Source organism: Paenibacillus sp. MER 99-2 (assembly GCF_023714095.1).
Classification (GTDB): domain Bacteria; phylum Bacillota; class Bacilli; order Paenibacillales; family Paenibacillaceae; genus Paenibacillus.
Map to the genome: position 1 here is coordinate 797,650 of NZ_JAMAUZ010000002.1, position 17,742 is coordinate 815,391.

Annotated in this window: 12 protein-coding genes; 9 read left to right on the plus strand and 3 right to left on the minus strand. The window is 45.4% G+C overall.

Annotated features, from left to right (window positions below; translation table 11 throughout):
• Positions 1–221: 221 nt before the first annotated feature.
• From M3636_RS14660 to M3636_RS14670, 3 genes are all read left to right on the plus strand, one after another.
• Entirely contained in the window at positions 222–2,294 is a 2,073-nt protein-coding gene (locus tag M3636_RS14660) for an acyltransferase family protein (RefSeq protein ID WP_251382992.1), read from the plus strand.
• Positions 2,295–2,627: 333 nt separating this feature from the next.
• On the plus strand, positions 2,628–7,214 hold the full coding sequence (locus M3636_RS14665; RefSeq protein ID WP_251382993.1) for an alpha/beta hydrolase-fold protein: 4,587 nt from the start codon (positions 2,628–2,630) through the stop codon (positions 7,212–7,214).
• Positions 7,215–7,551: 337 nt separating this feature from the next.
• Positions 7,552–8,586 (plus strand): LacI family DNA-binding transcriptional regulator, encoded by a 1,035-nt coding sequence (locus M3636_RS14670; protein WP_128101294.1) that lies wholly within the window; start codon positions 7,552–7,554, stop codon positions 8,584–8,586.
• Positions 8,587–8,782: 196 nt separating this feature from the next.
• Here M3636_RS14670 and M3636_RS14675 read toward each other — a convergent pair whose 3' ends face one another.
• Entirely contained in the window at positions 8,783–9,907 is a 1,125-nt protein-coding gene (locus tag M3636_RS14675; RefSeq protein WP_128101295.1) for an FAD-dependent monooxygenase, read from the minus strand.
• A 286-nt stretch (positions 9,908–10,193) separates the two neighbouring features.
• On the opposite strand from M3636_RS14675, the gene M3636_RS14680 reads away from it, so the two are divergent.
• A complete protein-coding gene (locus M3636_RS14680) occupies positions 10,194–10,676 on the plus strand; it encodes a MarR family winged helix-turn-helix transcriptional regulator (protein ID WP_128101296.1) in 483 nt (160 codons plus the stop codon).
• Positions 10,677–10,795: 119 nt separating this feature from the next.
• Here M3636_RS14680 and M3636_RS14685 read toward each other — a convergent pair whose 3' ends face one another.
• Entirely contained in the window at positions 10,796–11,095 is a 300-nt protein-coding gene (locus tag M3636_RS14685; protein ID WP_128101297.1) for a hypothetical protein, read from the minus strand.
• A 258-nt stretch (positions 11,096–11,353) separates the two neighbouring features.
• On the opposite strand from M3636_RS14685, the gene M3636_RS14690 reads away from it, so the two are divergent.
• The 5 genes from M3636_RS14690 to M3636_RS14710 all read left to right on the plus strand — a co-directional run bounded on the left by M3636_RS14690 (position 11,354) and on the right by M3636_RS14710 (position 16,285).
• A complete protein-coding gene (locus M3636_RS14690) occupies positions 11,354–13,378 on the plus strand; it encodes a Na+/H+ antiporter (protein WP_251382996.1) in 2,025 nt (674 codons plus the stop codon).
• Between the two features lie 93 nt (positions 13,379–13,471).
• A complete protein-coding gene (locus M3636_RS14695) occupies positions 13,472–14,410 on the plus strand; it encodes an aldo/keto reductase (protein ID WP_128101299.1) in 939 nt (312 codons plus the stop codon).
• Between the two features lie 93 nt (positions 14,411–14,503).
• Positions 14,504–15,286 (plus strand): polysaccharide deacetylase family protein, encoded by a 783-nt coding sequence (locus M3636_RS14700; protein ID WP_251382997.1) that lies wholly within the window; start codon positions 14,504–14,506, stop codon positions 15,284–15,286.
• A 157-nt stretch (positions 15,287–15,443) separates the two neighbouring features.
• Positions 15,444–15,650, plus strand: a complete 207-nt coding sequence (locus M3636_RS14705; RefSeq protein ID WP_128101300.1) for a YwbE family protein — start codon at positions 15,444–15,446, stop codon at positions 15,648–15,650.
• A 41-nt stretch (positions 15,651–15,691) separates the two neighbouring features.
• Positions 15,692–16,285, plus strand: a complete 594-nt coding sequence (locus tag M3636_RS14710) for a DUF4269 domain-containing protein (protein ID WP_251382999.1) — start codon at positions 15,692–15,694, stop codon at positions 16,283–16,285.
• On the opposite strand, the gene M3636_RS14715 is transcribed toward M3636_RS14710, so the two are convergent.
• Positions 16,280–17,713, minus strand: a complete 1,434-nt coding sequence (locus tag M3636_RS14715; RefSeq protein WP_251383001.1) for a hypothetical protein — start codon at positions 17,711–17,713, stop codon at positions 16,280–16,282. The two genes, M3636_RS14710 and M3636_RS14715, sit on opposite strands and share 6 nt — an antisense overlap.
• Positions 17,714–17,742: the final 29 nt, after the last annotated feature.

Below are 17,742 nucleotides of genomic sequence, written 5' to 3' on the forward strand. Positions count from 1 at the left end.
CGATCAGATGAATCTGACTATGTTATCCACGTCGTGGATTAATAATATTAATAATATAGATGCAACGCAGAAGACATTTTACACGTCTTCTTCATGTGGAAATGAAAGATGAAAGGTGCAATACGTATGTTAAAGACAACGAGAACCAGTACCACTGCGAGCTTCAAATTGCCCCAGACAGCGAAGAAGTCAACTTGCATAAGTAAGGAGGGGCACAGCACATGTCACAACCTTTGAGTAGCAAGCGCCATATGAATGGATTAGATGGTTTACGAGCCATCGCGGTGCTTGGAGTAATTGCGTATCATCTGAATTTAGATTTTATCCCTGGTGGTCTGCTCGGTGTGGGGATATTCTTCGTACTATCGGGTTACTTAATCACAGATATTCTCCTGACACAATGGAAAGAGCATGGCCGCATTTTACTCGGTGATTTTTGGTTAAGACGGGTGAGGAGACTGTTGCCTGGCATGCTAACGATGACAGCGGTTGTAATGATCTGGCTGCTCTGCACCGATCCTTCCCGATTGGCAGCTCTTCGTGGCGACATTGTCGCAGGGGTGTTATACATAAGCAATTGGTGGTATATCTTTCATCATGTATCCTATTTCGAAAGCTTTGGGCCACCGTCCCCATTTGGTCATTTCTGGTCATTAGCTGTAGAAGAGCAGTTCTACATTGTGTGGCCTTTATTGATGGTCGCGGCAATTGTTTTATTCAAACGTAAGGGATGGCTCGTTGTCTTTATTGTCGTATTGGCTGAATTATCAGCAGGTGCAATGGCAATCATATACAACCCGGATTTGGATCCGAGCCGAGTCTATTACGGAACAGATACACGTGCGTTTGCGTTATTAGCGGGTGCTGCTCTAGCTGTAGTCTGGCCGAGCCGGAAGTTGTCTTCGTCACTTGCCAGTGGTAATCGATTGGGCATGGATGCTGCAGGTATCGCTGCTCTGCTGCTGTTAATCTATATGATGCTGAATACGAGTGAATACGATTCTTCGCTGTATCAGGGGGGCATGATCATTCAAGCCATTGCAACGACGATTTTGGTTGCTGTACTCGCACACCCTTCGTCGTTCCTGGCACGGATCATTGGTGCTAAGCCACTACGATGGATCGGTGAGCGGTCATATGGTTTATATCTATGGCATTACCCGGTTATCGTACTGACGAGCCCAACGATAGATACAGGTGGTGCGCATCCTGTGCGCATGATTCTACAGGTGCTGGCAACGGTAGTTCTGGCATCATTATCACTTAAATATATTGAGAATCCTATTCGGTATAACGGATTTCGTAATACGTTATCCAATATGTGGGGAAGAGGTCATCATAGGCATGGAGTTTCCAACGTATGGTGGAAACGGTCAGCTCTCGTGCTCTCCACGCTTCTAATTGTTGTAACGGTGTCACAGATGATGATTACCTCTGAATCGAATTCAGATTCCCATTCGGTGTCCATGTCCACCACGCTAAACAGCGATCATTCGGTCACGGAAGAGAAGGGACAGGATGTTGTACCCGCGACGGTTGCTCCATCAGATTCAGGCAACAAGCATGATCCGAAGACACATAAGTCGGCTACAGGAGGGGACAATCATTCAGACGAGAATGACCCACCACCTCAATCGCCAGATTCGTCTTCCAAGCCTGAGGAGCAAGTAACAGATGGAGGCAAAGAGACACCTCCGGATCATCAAGCTAGTGCTGGAGATTCCGCAGACGATACGGGAGATTCTACCGATCAAGCTACCCCGTCACCAGAGGAATCGGATCATACATCCGATGAACCGAAAGGCGAAACAGATTCACCAGCTACAGATGAGAAAATCCGTTATACAATCATCGGAGATTCAGTCATTCTTGACGCCAAGCCTTATCTGGAACAGACGATGACAGGTGTGCATGTAGATGGTCATGTGGGTCGTCAGATGTGGCAGGCTGCGGATGTATTAAGTGAATTGAAAAAGAACAATCAAATGGGCAGCCAGGTTGTATTGGAACTTGGAACAAACGGGTCTTTTAACTCCAAAAATCTAAAGTCAGTTCTTGAATTTTTGAAGGACGAGGAACATGTGTATCTAGTTACGGTACGAGTGCCTCGACCTTGGGAACGGACAGTGAATAAAGCATTGAACGAGGCGGCGACAGAGTATAACAATGTCTCGCTCATTGATTGGAACGCAGCGAGTGAAGGGCAAGATGCTTATTTTGAAAAAGATGGCGTACATCTCACGGCTAAAGGCTCAGAAGCCTTTGCTGCACTCGTGAAAAATAGCATCAAATAATTGGCTTGAATGAGCCGATCTGCTTCATATAGGCACTTATTCAATTATTATTTATCTATCATCATTAACCAACGTATCATCGAAAATATACAAGAAACAGTCCTCCTCGTGAGGGCTGTTTTTTTTGTCAATCAGACGGAAGATAAGTTACATTTCAGCTGTCCATAACGGCAAAAATGGTATTCCTTTACCTGTAGAGAAAAAGTAAAAATGCACGTCGGAATAATTTTACTTAATATAAGTAAAAATTTATTGATTTTTTACTAAAAATAATGATAAATTAGTGGTGTTCAATTGTAAACGTTCTCATAAAGTAATCAGGGAGGTTCGTTCATGAAAGATACTAGATCCAAATCCAAGAAAGCTAAGAGAAAGACGATACCCATCGCTGCTTTATCAGCAGCACTGATGTTAACCTCATCGCCGAGCTTTATTTATGCGGAAACAACAACTGCTGTGCAGGAGGAAACTGTGCAGGGAGAATCTGTACAGGAGGATGCTGCGCAGGAAGAATCGATACAGAGTGAACAACAGGAAGCTGTGGTCAATGATTCATCTGAAACGGTACCCGTTGAACAAGAGTCTGCTACACCTGTCACTCCGCAGAACACCCAGCTGAGCAGTCAGTTACTCTCCGGCACTCCGGAGAGCTCACCTGAAGCACAGCAATCTAGATTCTACACAGCAACTTATGTGTCCGAGAGCATGAATCAGAAGGAAATGACTTACCGGGTGTACCTTCCAGAAGGATATTACGATAGCACAAGAACGTATCCTGTCGTCTATTTGCTTCATGGAGAGAACAATACCAGTGAGCAGTTTGAGTCCAGTGGCATTGCAAACAAGCTGGATCAGTGGATGAAGGATGGAACACTTCAGAAAATGATTGTCATTATGCCAGACTCCAGCAAAGGCAGCTATTTCGTCAATCAGACGGAAGGTGATGATCAAGGAAACTGGGAAAATATGATTGTGGATGATCTGGTTCCCGTAGTTGATGGAAAATTCAGAACGATTGATAAACCACAGTACAGAGCAATTACGGGCATTTCCATGGGTGGGTTTGGTGCATTTGTCGTTGGACTTGATCATCCGGAGGTGTTTGGTTCCATTGGAAGTCATCGAGCCCCGCTGGGCATGACCATCGCAGGCAAAAATCCAATGGAGCTAATGAAGAGCAAATCAGATGACCAATTGAGAGCGTATTCTATTTATCTGGACGGTGGTGCAGATGACCCTAATACATATGCAGATAATTCCACCAATGCTATTCACGCTCATCTGCGCTCCAAATCCATCTCACACGGCTACCAGATGCGTCCGGGTGATCATACGACGAATCCGCTCGTGGATCTGAATCGTTCTTTGGGTGCTTTCAATTCTAAGTTTGCCAAAGGCATTCTAACAGGTAGCTTTACGGCTACGCCTCAAGCATTGGGTACCGATACGAATGAGGTTCGTGTAGCCTACACGACTCAACTGGATCGGGCTGCGGTGCAGCTTTTCCAGAATAATGATACAGATCAGGACTTTGAGTTATCTGTATCCTTGAAGGTGACTAATCCAGCTGGCGAAATCTTGTACAGTGATACCAAAAACGCGGGGGACATCGTTACCGGTTCGACTGAATCTAATTTTAGTGACAGTTTTGATATTCCAGTGGATCAGCTGGGCAGCAGCAAAAGTACTACCGTTTCTCTCCAAGCCTCTTTACTTGGCTCCACAATATCCCTGGGTTCCAAATCTCTGATTCGTGTCACGCCAACAGGTACGTTGCCTGAAGATATTCAGATTGATCTGCTTGGGGATTGGAAATTCAAAAAAGATTCGTATCCAGGGCCATCCCTACATGGAGAAGCTGAAAATGTGGACACGACGGATTGGGCAACAGTGCAACCAGGTCTGGATTGGTGGACAGACGGCTTCGGCGGTTATGAGGGGCTGAATAATTACTTTGGAGCTGCTTGGTATCAGAAGACATTTTTTGTTCCTGAAGATTTCCCGGATCAGGATCTGACCTTGATGGCCGGCAAAATCGATGATGCTGACATCACCTATATTAATGGGGTTAAGGTAGGAGAGACGGGATTCGTGAACGGTGTCTATAAGTCTTCTTTCTGGGCAGCATCGCGTGAATATAAAATTCCGAGTAATCTGCTGAAACGGGGTCAGGTCAATACGATAGCCGTGTACATGCTTAACGATAACGGCGGCGGGGGCTGGTATTCCGGGCCGATAGGCATTTACACGAAAGCGGCGATGCAAAAAATTAAAAACTTACCTTCTGAGGTACCTAGTGAGAACGAAGTAACGACAGTGAAGGCGTTTGCGGCTAAGCAGTACCAGGCAATAGATCAGAAAAATCTGACTGTCTACGCAGATACATTGTCGGCTAAATATTTTGAGAAAGGCGTTGATAAACTGAAGCTACTGGAACAACGGCAACAGTGGACCAAAGATTATGCAACAATCAAAACTAAGATCAACAATCCGTATGTGTTTACACTGGATAACCGTTACTTGTATACGGCTGAAGTTGTCATAACAGGAACCAAAGCAGATGGAACCGAGAAGATACTTCAACAGGAAACGGTATCTCAATATTATCAGCAGGAGAACGGTAAACTTCGAGAAACAGGTGATCAGAAACTGTTCTTCGTGACCGAGTTTTATTCAGAAAGTGCGAAGCGGACGGTTAAATATAGAGTCTATCTGCCGCAGAGCTATTTGACGAATCCAGACAAGCGTTATTCTAGTGTGTATTTACTTCACCAGTTCAACAGTGATAGTGAGTCCTATGAGATTGACAAAATCGATCAGATTTTGAACAAAGAGATCGCTGCAGGACGATCCAAGGATATGATTGTTGTTATGCCTGACTCTTCCGGAATGAGTTGGTGGGTAAATGGTGCAGAGCCTGATGGTGTGAAATGGCAGGATATGGTGGTTAAGGATCTGGTACCGCATGTAGATCAGAAATTCAGAACGATTGATGATGCGCGTTACAGAGGAACCTCCGGTGTGTCGATGGGTGGATTCGGCTCCTTCGCGATTGGTTTCCAATACCCGGATCTATTCTCTTCAGCAGCTAGTCATATGGGTGCAATTAACTTCACTCAAGCAGGTCAGAATCCCGTTGACATTATTAAATCTTACCCTCTTGAAGCGTTGAAACGATATTCCATTTACTTGGATTCAGGTAATGAGGATGGGTACAAGTTTGACGTGCCAGTAACGACACTTCACAAGTATTTGAAGGATAATAATGTCGAGCATTATGCCGAGATTCGTGACGGACTGCATGACAGTGCGTTCTACACGAAGTCGATTGACTTGTCGTTCGCTCAGCACAGCAGACACTTTGCTGATGCACATGTTGCAGACGGAGTTTTGGCGGGAAGCCTGAATATCCAGAACGGAAATAGCAACAAAACAGTGGCATACCAGGTGACAGCAAAAGACGGATTGAACGCTTATGTAGATAACATTCCGATTTCATCTTATGTGAAAAATCAGACACCAGATCTGCACATCCCTGTCATGCTCGAGCTCGTGAATCAGGCTACAGGGGAGCGAGTTGCCATCCAGCAGGATGTACTTCAGGCTCGTAATGGTGGTGTATCGAAAGATGGTACATTAATCATCCCTGCTCTTCAAGATGGGAATTATAGCTTAAAACTGAAAGCTTCGGTACTAGATCGCACGTTTACACTTGCTACGGCGAATTACAAGGTGGGTGGTTCAACCGGAGGATCTTCCGGTGATACTGGGGGGAGCGCCACAGGAGGCTCTTCATCTGGAACACCAGCAGTCACGCCGACTGCACCTGTTGTCACACCAGGAGTAGGCACGAGTCCAGGCAATGATGTTAATGGAACAACTACAGTAAGCCATGAAGAAGTTGCTGCTGCCCTGGAGAAGCAGATGGATCTGCCGATCAAACTCGCAGAGGGTATCTCACTTGTGCTTTCATATGATGCTTTGAGACAGATTGCGTCAGAGCTGGGTTCTGAGTTCAAGTCGTTGAATCTGAAATCAATACCTGTTGCATCCACGGATCAAAATTCGAAGATTGCATCAGCTGGACAGCGTTTGGGCGGTCAGCTCAAGTCTGCCGGATCGTTCATCAGCTTGGAGCTATCTGCTACGCTTGAAGACGGCACAGTGCGCCAGCTGAATCCTACGTTTAGGCAGCCAGTCCAAATCAAACTTGCAGCGGATGCTGGAACCGATCACCAGCTCGTAGGTGTGTATTACTGGAACGAGAAGGGTGAAGCAGAGTTTAAGCGCAGCACATGGAATAGTGAGACGGGCATATTTGAAGCCCATATCAACCAATTGGGAATCTATAGCCTGATGACTTTTAGGAAGCCATTCAATGACGTTCAGTCCTCCTCATGGTATAACCGTGCTGTCGAAGTGATGGTTGCTCAGCATATCGTTAAAGGAATCGACGATACGAATTTCGCACCACAAAGTCCTGTGACGAGAGCAGAGTTCGCTGCGCTGCTTACCCGTATGCTGGGGCTGGAAGAGACTTCGACTACACCGTTTGCTGATGTGTCTGAGGACAAATGGTACGCTTCCTCGGTTGCAGCTGCTTACCAAGCAGGTATTATCAACGGTGTGTCTGATGTGGCTTTTGAACCTAACAGACAGATTACACGAGAACAGATGGCTGTAATGACCTATAATGCACTGCAAAAGCTATACCCAGACGAAAGCGGAACCGGTAATCATGCATTGGCTGGATTCACAGATGGAGAAGATATTCAACCATGGGCACAACAGCAAATGTCTGCACTTGTACAGCTTGGATTAATTAAGGGTAATGGTAAGTCTATCAAGCCTCAGGGTGCAGCAACTCGGGTTGAAGCTGTGCAGGTGTTATTGAACCTAATGGAACATAAGCGTGAGTAGAAGCCTAAGTAATTGCCTATGTAACAGCCTACGTAACAGCTAATTAATAGCTAGGTCATAATCTAAAAGCATCAAATAAGTATAACCTTCTGCTCGCGACTAACGCGGGCTGAAGGTTTTTTTCATCACATTGAAAATTGCTACTGTGGATGGATACCTGAGAATCTATATGTAATTGTTGGGCATCGAAGCAGACATCTGATACACTAATGAACAGGTAAATTGAAATTGTGATGATCTCGCTGAATCAGCAACAGGCTGACATAGTCGGAAGTTGCAGGGGTGTTCTTGATGAAGCGATGTGGGTCATAGCTGGAAGAAAGGAACGTTATGAATTATGGCAACGATTAAGGATATCGCGGGTCAGGCGGGTGTTTCTATTGCTACAGTCTCTAGAGTGCTGAATTATGACCCAACCCTCTCTGTATCAGACGAGACACGTAAACGAATACTCGAAATTGCTCAACAATTAAATTATCGTACGCCAAGGGAGCGTAACGGCAGTGCGGCAGCACATGGAGTTCCCAAAGAGACCCGGCGAATCGGACTGATGAACTGGTATACAGATCAGGAGGAGATGTTGGATCCGTATTACCTGGCTATTCGGCTTGGCATTGAAAGGGAATGCTTCAAGCATCAGTTCGAACTTGTGAAGATGTACAAGCACAGTACCGGAGAGGGCATTGACTGGAATGGCGAAGCACCTGATGGAATTATTGCTGTTGGAAGGTTCGAGCAGAAGGATATCGATAACTTTCCAACTAATCTAGATGCGATTGTATTTGTCGATTCATCACCGGATGAAGAGCATTTTGATTCGGTTGTTTTTGATATGCGTCATGCGGTTCGGGGAGCGCTGGATTATCTAAGCAGCCTCGGTCATAGCCGAATTGGTTATATCGGAGGGCATAATGAGTCCTATGCCAGAACGACGCGTGATGAGAGAGAGATTGCTTTTGGCGAATGGCTTCAAGAACAGAATCTGCAAGAGTCTACCTTCATGTATATGGGGAGTAACTGGTACCCAGAGGATGGATATCAGCTGATGCAACGTGCTTTGGAATCACAGGCGTGCCCAACCGCTTTTTTGGTGCAAAATGACTCGATGGCTGTCGGGGCTCTTCGCGCCCTACATGAAGCAGGTGTTAAAGTGCCTGAAGAGATATCTATTATCGGCTTCAATGATATTGCGATGTCGGCATTTATGCAGCCACCGTTAACGACGGTAAAGGTACATATGGAGTACATAGGCGAGACTGCCGTAGAACTAATTGCCGAGCAGTTTCTCTCCAAACGCGATATACCCAAAAAAGTAGTGCTTCCTACGAAACTGATCATCAGAGAAAGCTGTGCTAAAGTTAAAGGTTTGTAGTATGAAATCAACAATACCTCGAGTTAATCTCATGATATGGTTGATCTCTTGATTAGAATGAATACCACCACAAGAAGCCATGAACTCCGATCTGGAGGGTCATGGCTTCTTGTGGGTATAACGTAATGATGATTGTATGAGGCGGTGCTGCCGTATTCAGCTCGTAATAGACCAGCAGACCGTCTTACTCCCTTATTCAAAGGAAGGATTCATAGCGTTGCTGGAAGGAGACCTCCATCTCGATCTGTTTTGCAAGCTGCTGCTTCACTTTATCTCCGCGTAGCAACTGCAACTCTTGCAAGGGCTCCATCGAAACGAACTGATCCTGTGCCATATGGGTTAATAGTTCTGCAAGTGTATCCGCATCCTCCAGTGCGGCATTTAGTCCGAATGCTCCTGTTGGCGTCATCGTATGAGCAGCGTCACCAATGAGAACGATATTATCCTGCGTCCATGTCTCCGAATAACTGCTTTCCACAGATAACAATACAAAGTCACTCCAAGTTTGGATGTGCGCTTTAACCGAATCAGCCAAACAAGGGAATGCCGTAACCAGTTTCTGAACAAAAGGTGTAAAGGGTAGCTCGCGCAACTTGGAATAAGATCCTTGTGGGATGTTCCAGCCGATCTGAACATAGCCACCAAATTGAGAGAAGAGAGCCAGCTGTTGTCCGTCCATGCTTGCCATTCGTACCGCAGGTTCCCAGCCTACAGGTGCCGGGATGCGAGCCCATAACAGGTCATATCCATGCTTACGAATATCGGGGATCAAGCCTGAATGCTTCCTTACGGCTGAGTATCGTCCATCAGCACCGACGATAACTGAAGCTTCAATGGAAGACGGAATGCCATTTTGACGGACATTGACGCCAACAGGCTTGCCGGTCTTATCTCGCAATATCCCGGTCATAATTGTATTGAAGAGGATATGTTCATGGGTGTGCTCTTGCTGTTGTGACTGGGAGACGATAATCTCTAACAAGTGATCCTGTGGTACATGGATGCCGACGTGCGAGACTTCATCACTTGGGAAGATCGTTTTAATAATCTTGCCGTCTTCCCAATATTGAATCTCCTCCAGTGGGAGTGCTCCGCGCTCAGCGATCGTAGAGTACAGACCATATTTTTTTAAAATAGCTTCTCCATCCGTATTCAGCAGCTCTCCGCGGAACGACTTGTGAAGATGGGGTTGTCGTTCAATTAAAGCTGTAGATATACCCTGTCGATTCAACAGATTGGATAAGAGAGCTCCACCTGGCCCCGCTCCAACGATACAGACATCTACAGTCAGCGTTTGATTTGTTTCATTTGTCGTATTCATATGTTAAAATTCCTTCGCAGTAATATAGGTGATAATCCATATACTTAATAACAATAAATTTATAAAAATCATTAAGTAACTAAAAGTAACTTCTGGCATAAGTCATTATAAACAAACTAATTAACATATTGCAATAGGTTGTTTGCGCTCTATCTCTAAACTTGCCTAAACGTCATGCATTCATCCCATCCGAACCCTTCGAATGCAAACGTATATTTCACAAACAAAATAGTACAAATATGTTACAATATAAGGTAGGTTATGATCATAGGTAGGAGGGACAGTTATGAGTCCGGATACGGAGCGAAACTCTCAATTGGCAAATATCGATCAATTGTTGGAGGCCTTCTTCAGATATAAAAATAAAGTGCTGGATCAGCAACAGAAGAATGAAACAAACTGCAAACTGAATCCAACCAAAAATCATATATTAGCTATGATATTACGTGAAGAACGTTGCATGGCTGTTGATGTGGCAAGACAGCTCAGTCTATCCTCGGGAGCAACAACAATTGTTCTGAATCAGTTGGAGAGCGAGGGGCTTATTCAACGAGTGCGTAGTGAAGAGGATCGGCGGATTGTCTGGTTATCCCTCACACATGAGGGAGAGCAGTTAGCTCGCACTTTGATTGCGAATCGCGGCCGCATGACTTGGGAGTTGTTGCAGGCACTTACAGAAGAAGAACAACAACAGATGATCGGTATGCTCAAAAAAATCGAGTTGAAGTTGCTGGAGAACATGAAAGCACTTGAGCAAGCGAATCGATAAGGTAATACGTTTCAAGCCAAAGCGTCAGCCTTCAAGAATTTCAGACCTTCGTTTAGGTCTAAACCTTGAAGACTGGCGTTTTTTATTGTAGATTAATTTAATTCATTCACTAAAACCTCTTATAGTTGGAATCGGCGAATATGCTCTGTTAGGCCTTCAAACTGCAAAATTTCCTTTTGCTTCTCACCAAGAAGATCAAAATGAGGAAAAGCCTCACGTCGATGAATATAACGAGGATTAAGTCCATGTGTGTGGCACCATTCTTCGAGTCTTTCGAGATCTGCACACCCCACTTTGGTCACACTCTTCACGCCTGGGAAACGGGGATCAATCCAAAAATGAGTAAGATAAGCGATCTCGCCACGGGAAACCCGCTCTTTCCATGCTGCCAGCTCTTTCCGCTTAATTCCAAATGCCATAATAACCAAAATCCTTTCCAAACGGGTATTGTCCTGAACGTATTGTAACATCTTATAGTGGTAGTTCAAAAAAGTCCGCTTTTGATTACGAACTTATAGACAGAATCAATCACAATTGTTTAGACGAAGCTATTATAAAATGCCTTGGCTGGGTAAATGAATATGACAACATCTTTATAACGAGTGTTTGTTATATGCTAAAATTAGGATACTTAAAATAAGGCATCAAGGTTCATTATGCGGAAAGGGAATAACATCATGGAACTATTTATCGCTGTCCTCGTTTTATTGGTTCTGATCGGTTTATCTAACATATTGAACCGATTTGTACCTTTTATCCCGGTTCCGCTAATTCAAATTGCGCTTGGTTTTGTGGTGGCAATGCTACCTGCTGGCGTACATTTACCACTGAATCCGGAATTGTTCTTTGTGCTCTTTATTGCTCCGTTGTTGTACAACGATGGTAAACGAACACCACGAAATGAATTGTGGAATCTCAGAGCACCCATTCTACTTCTTGCGTTAGGGCTTGTATTTGTCACCGTACTGGTGGGTGGATATGCAATTCACTGGCTTATTCCTACCATTCCACTTCCAGCTGCCTTTGCACTCGCTGCAATTTTGTCGCCAACGGATGCTGTAGCGGTTGGCGCGATGGCAGGACGTGTACATCTTCCAAAAAGCATACATAGGTTACTTGAGGGAGAGGCGTTAATGAACGATGCCTCTGGATTGGTTGCATTCAAATTTGCGATTGCTGCTACGGTTACAGGTGTTTTCTCACTTGCAGAGGCCTCGGTTAGCTTCTTGATTATCGCAATCGGCGGGCTACTTGCCGGTGCAATATTATCGTTTCTGCTCATCCGGCTTGGTGTCTGGATTCGTCGTCTCGGGATGGAAGACGTGACCATTCATATGCTTCTGCAGATTTTGACGCCCTTCGTGATATATCTTGTTAGTGAAGAGATCGGTGTCTCGGGAATCTTGGCCGTTGTTGCGGGTGGTATCATTCATGCGATTGAGCGTGATCGTACAGAATCTGTGCAAATTAAGATGCAGGTTGTGTCGATGAGCACCTGGTCTGTAATTTTGTACATTCTAAATGGTCTGGTGTTTGTTATTCTAGGCGTGCAGATTCCAGATGTGTTAAACACTATTTTTGCCAATGCCTCGTTTAATAATGGACAGGTACTCGGCTACGTAGGTCTGATTACGTTATTGTTACTAGCTCTACGCTTTATATGGATTTATGTATTCTGGCGTGGGAATAGATGGTACCGCCCCAAATCTGCGATTGGAAGGCCGAACTTCAAATCGATGATGTTAATCTCACTCTCGGGTGTGAGAGGAGCGGTGACGCTGGCTGGTGCATTCTCCATTCCATATGTTCTCGAAGATGGATCGCCTTTTCCGGAGCGGGATCTCATTATTTTTTTGGCGGCAGGTGTAATTCTGTTAACGTTAATTGCAGCGAGTGCCTTGCTTCCGGTATTAGCCAAAAATGATGAGAAAATTACGGATGGCAAGCCGTTTACTACAGAACGTAAAGCACAAGATATTATGCTAAATGCAGCGGTACGTGCGGTGAAGTCAGAGATGAATGAGGAGAACAAGGCAGCGGCGCTTGCTGTAGTCTCAGATCTGTCGAAGTATATCAGACACACGGCTGGTCAGCTCAGTGCGGGTAAACGCAAAGATATCCTGAAACAGGAAGCGGCTATTAACCTGATTGGTACACGTGCTGAACGTAAGGAAGTGCAGAAGATGATGGATGAGGATGTCATTGCATCTGACGCAGCATTTCGGTGTAATAGCTGGCTGGATCGCAAAGAAATGATGCTGGCTAACCGAACCAACACACAAATGATGTTCTCAATCAGTGAGATTGCACGTGTAATTGGACGTCTGTTCACCGAGCGTAAAGAAGCTCCGACTTCGTCGTTCATGATCGAAAATGCAGAACTGTTCCAGCAGGTTAAACTTCGTACCTCTGAAGCAGCAATTAAGGCGATCCGTGCCCAGATGAACGATGCTAATCGTACGGTGGCGATAGCCGTAATTGCCAAGTATGAGCGCGTCATTTCCAAATTGCGTAGCTGGAATCAAGGGCAGAAGGAAGATCCATTCGATCAGAACAAGATGGAGCTACAGATGGTAGCGATTCAGGAGCAGCGGAATACCGTACAGCAATTGTATGAGAATGGGGAAATTAACCGGGATGTCGCTGCCAAATTACGGCGCTTTATCAATGATGTTGAAGCTACCGTACTCAAAAACAGTTAATCTGACAAATCCGATATTTTAAATATGGTTATGCGTTTGATATAATACAGGAAGTACGTGAACATACCTTCAGAAAAAGGAGATAGATGAGATATGGCAGAACAACACACTCGTTTAGGCAAAACGGATCTATTTGTTAACCCCATTGGGTTAGGTGCAAATGCAGTAGGTGGACACAATATTTATCCTGATATGTTGAATGATGAAACAGGCAAAGAAATCGTTCGCACTGCATTGAAGCAAGGGATCAACTTTGTGGATACAGCCTTCATCTATGGTCCGGAGCATTCTGAGCGATTAATCGGCGAAGTGCTCAAAGAGACAGGTCAGCGTCAAAATACAATCATAGCAACCAAGGCTGCACATAAATTGGTCGATGGAAAGGTTGAGATCGATAACTCCCCAGCCTTTCTAACCGAAGCTGTTGACCAAGCACTAAGACGTTTACAGACGGATTACATCGACTTATTCTATATTCATTTTCCAGACGAACAGACACCGAAAGATGAAGCAGTAGGTGCGTTGAAGCGATTAAAGGATGCGGGCAAAATTCGAGCAATTGGTGTGTCCAACTTCTCCGTTGATCAGCTTCGGGAAGCGAACCGGGATGGGGACGTAGACGTCTTACAATCCGAATACAATCTTTTCAAACGAGAAGCTGAGCAAGAACTGCTGCCTTACACAACAGAACATCAAATTTCATTTGTCCCTTACTTCCCACTGGCTGCAGGGCTGCTGGGCGGCAAATATAAACGTGATACAACGTTCCAAGATGGTCGAGCAAAGAATCCACTCTTCACCGGCGAGAACTTTATTCGCAATTTGGACAAGGTAGATCAACTTCGTAGCATCGCAGAATCCAAAAATGCTGAGGTTGCACATCTTGTGTTGGCATGGTATCTGTCCCAGCCTTCCATTGATGCCCTCATACCGGGAGCGAAGAAACCGGAACAGGTTATTAATAATTTGAAGACATTGCAGGTAGAATTGTCTGCCGAGGAAATTGCAGTGATAGATCAGATATTTCGCTAGAGTGAGTTTTCTGACAAGTCTTAAATAGTTCCGGGGAATCGGGTAATGCTAACAGGGAAAGTTTAGGTTCAACAACACAGAAAGGATATGAACATGACCCTGACCCTGAAAAAAGCCCGATTAATCGGAATACTCATCGTAATCCTCTTCATTAGCTGCAATACGGTTTATGCGAAGCCTGCGCAGAAGAATCGGCAGTACTACGAGGAACGTGGAGAGATCGTGTGGGAAGTGCCTACACAGGATAAGCTTATCGCCTTAACGTTTGATGATGGTCCCGACCCTGTACAGACACCTGAAATTTTAGCTTTGCTCCAGCAGTATGAAGCGAAAGCGACGTTTTTTGTGTTAGGCAAATGGGCTGAGAAATTCCCGCAGCTTGTCATGCAGGAGCAGCAGGAAGGACATGAGGTAGCTAATCATACGTATGCACATACGTATGCAGGGCGCAATACTGGAGTTGGTACCTATATTCGTGACATGGATGCTGCCGAGAAATCTATCCTTGGTGCGGGTGCGCCTCGCCCACTGTTGTTCAGACCACCTGGTGGTTACTATAATGACATGGTGATTCAGGCCGCCAAAGAGAAAGGCTATACCATTGTGTTATGGTCTTGGCATCAGGATACGCGAGATTGGGCTTCTCCAGGAGTTACGGCCATTACTAACAAAGTGTTAAAAAACGTTCGTAACGGGGATATCGTTCTATTCCATGATAAAGTGGAGGGCAAATCTCAGACGGTACAGGCATTAGCACGAATTCTGCCAAAGCTTAAACAAGAAGGTTATCGTTTCGTGACGGTTTCGGAGCTGCTCGCCGTGAAGGCGAAGGAAGCAGCAAAGGAAGGCATATCATCCTCGAAAAGTCGCCCATAATTCGCAATCCAAACCCGCCGTCTCTGCAATGTAGAGCGAAGCGGGTTTTTGGATTTAGCAGCCTTGCTTTTGTTTTGACCGCAAAACGTCTACAATAGATGAAGCTTTGGTACAGGCGGCGATATGGATTAGGAATTGAAAAGGAGGAAAAAAACCGATGAACGGACAACAACGGATGAACATTAGAGCAGGCTTAGAAGTAGATATCGTGCTCAAGCAGGATCAGTCTACAGGCAAGCTGACACGGGGAATTGTGAAAGATTTGCTGACCAAGTCACCCACACACCCTCATGGAATTAAGGTTCGTCTCACCAATGGACAGGTAGGACGGGTAAAGCAGATTATCAGTGGAGCAACGCAATGATGAGATACGTGAGTTATTAGATGAGGAGCACAGCAGAAGTAATGGCACATCTCGTAGCAGGAAATGAACGACAGCGTGATGCCTACCGGGTGCTCCAAGAAAGTAGAGTTCTACTGACCTTGGCAGCATTCCACCCTTATCCTGCGGGAACGGTACCTATTGATATTGACATATCAGGCAGTGATCTAGATATCCTTTGTGAAGCAAATGATCTAGATGCTTTTGCAACTCTTATTCACCGAGATTTGGGTAATATGCCGCATTTTCATTGTAGCCATGGTGCTCGAAGCGGTGATGGAGCATCTTATGTGACATGTAACTTTCAGATTGATCATTGGCCTATAGAGATTTTTGCTCAAGCTGTCCCGATTCAACAACAGAACGCATACCTTCATATGAAGGTAGAGTGGGAACTGTTACAACTATGGGGGGCTGAGGGACATCGTGAAATTCGAAGATTAAAACGATCAGGTCTCAAGACCGAGCCAGCCTTTGCTCAAGTGCTTGAGTTACAGGGTGATCCCTATGTGGAGCTGCTGCATCTGGCAACGTGGAGTCGTATAGAGCTCAGAGATTGGGCGTGTAAGCAGCCGTCATTCTTTCCGTTTTCTTCAACGATTAATGAACGATTATAATAAAAAAATGGCTACTATGGTCGTAACGGTTAAGCCCAGTAATACAGGCTTCAGGTTTCGACGAGCAAGTTCAAACGGACTTACCCCGCAGATGGCGGCGGCTGGAATTAAGGCCCATGGAATCAAAGTTCCACCGCCGACCCAAATCGCGGCAACCTGCCCTAGAGCGGTAAGCGTAGCTGCAGATGAAGCTGTATCGGCAAACATCGTTGCAATTGAACCAACGAGAGAGATCCCCGAGAACCCCGAACCATCCATACCTGTGACCGCACCGGTCAGTGTGAGAGTAATCGCACCAATTGAATCATTCAGAGGTACTAATCCCGCTAGGGCAACGCCAAGATCATTTACTATACCGTGAGATCCGTCAGGCAAGGGATTGTTAAATAGCTCCGTGATGGCAGCATCCCCAAGATAAAAGAACGCCGCTATCGGGATGACGGGCCCAAATACTTTAAATCCAAACTGGAATCCCTCGATAAGGTAACTGGTCGTTTCTTCAGGGCCTGTGTGACGGTGGGCTACAAGGGTTACTGCGATCAGAATCAGCACAGCTGTTCCACCAATCAGAGCTGTAGCATCTCCACCTTGAAGATTTAACACAAACATAAGAATGACATCAACTGCAAATAACAACGGGATTAAAGTGGCGAATGTTCTTTTCCAAATTGGAGGCATAGGCTGTTGTTCAATGGAGGGAGAAGCTGCTTCCGGTACAGTAGTGAGTGCAGTAGGGGTTACATGCCTTTCTCCTGTACCTGAGTTACGAAGGGGATCGGCGTGATTCGCTTGCATCTCTTTGCGAAGCATCCAAAATGCCGTAATGGTGGATACGGCACCCATCACGATGACAAGCGGAATACTTGCTGTTATGACTGAGCTTACGGGAAGTCCGGCAGCATCGGCCGTGAGTTTGGGCGCACCTTGGATGATGAAATCTCCTGATAAAGCAATCCCGTGTCCAAACAGATTCATGGCGATGGCCGCTCCGATGGGCGGAAGACCTACACGAACCGCAACAGGTAGCAAAACAGCTCCGACTAGAGCAACTGCAGGCGATGGCCAGAAAAAGAAGGAGACCACCATCATAATGAGGCCGATGCCCCAGAAAGCGACCTGCGGTGACCGGATAAACCGTGTCAGTGGCGCTACCATTACTTCATTAATACCTGTTCGAATAAGCACCCGGCTCATAGCTACAATGATTGAGATGATAAATATGGTACTGATTAGCTCTTTGACCGCATAGATAAAACTGTTAAATATGCCTGAGACAGAACCGGTTAATGATTCGGTAGCCAGCAGACCAATGGTCATAATACCAGCAACACAGATAATGGTTGTATCTCTTCGCCGAATCATTACAGCGATGATAAGTACGATAAACGCCAGATATACATAATGCAGCGGAACAAGTTGAATATTCACATTACAAGTCTCCTTCCATCGTGAGAGCC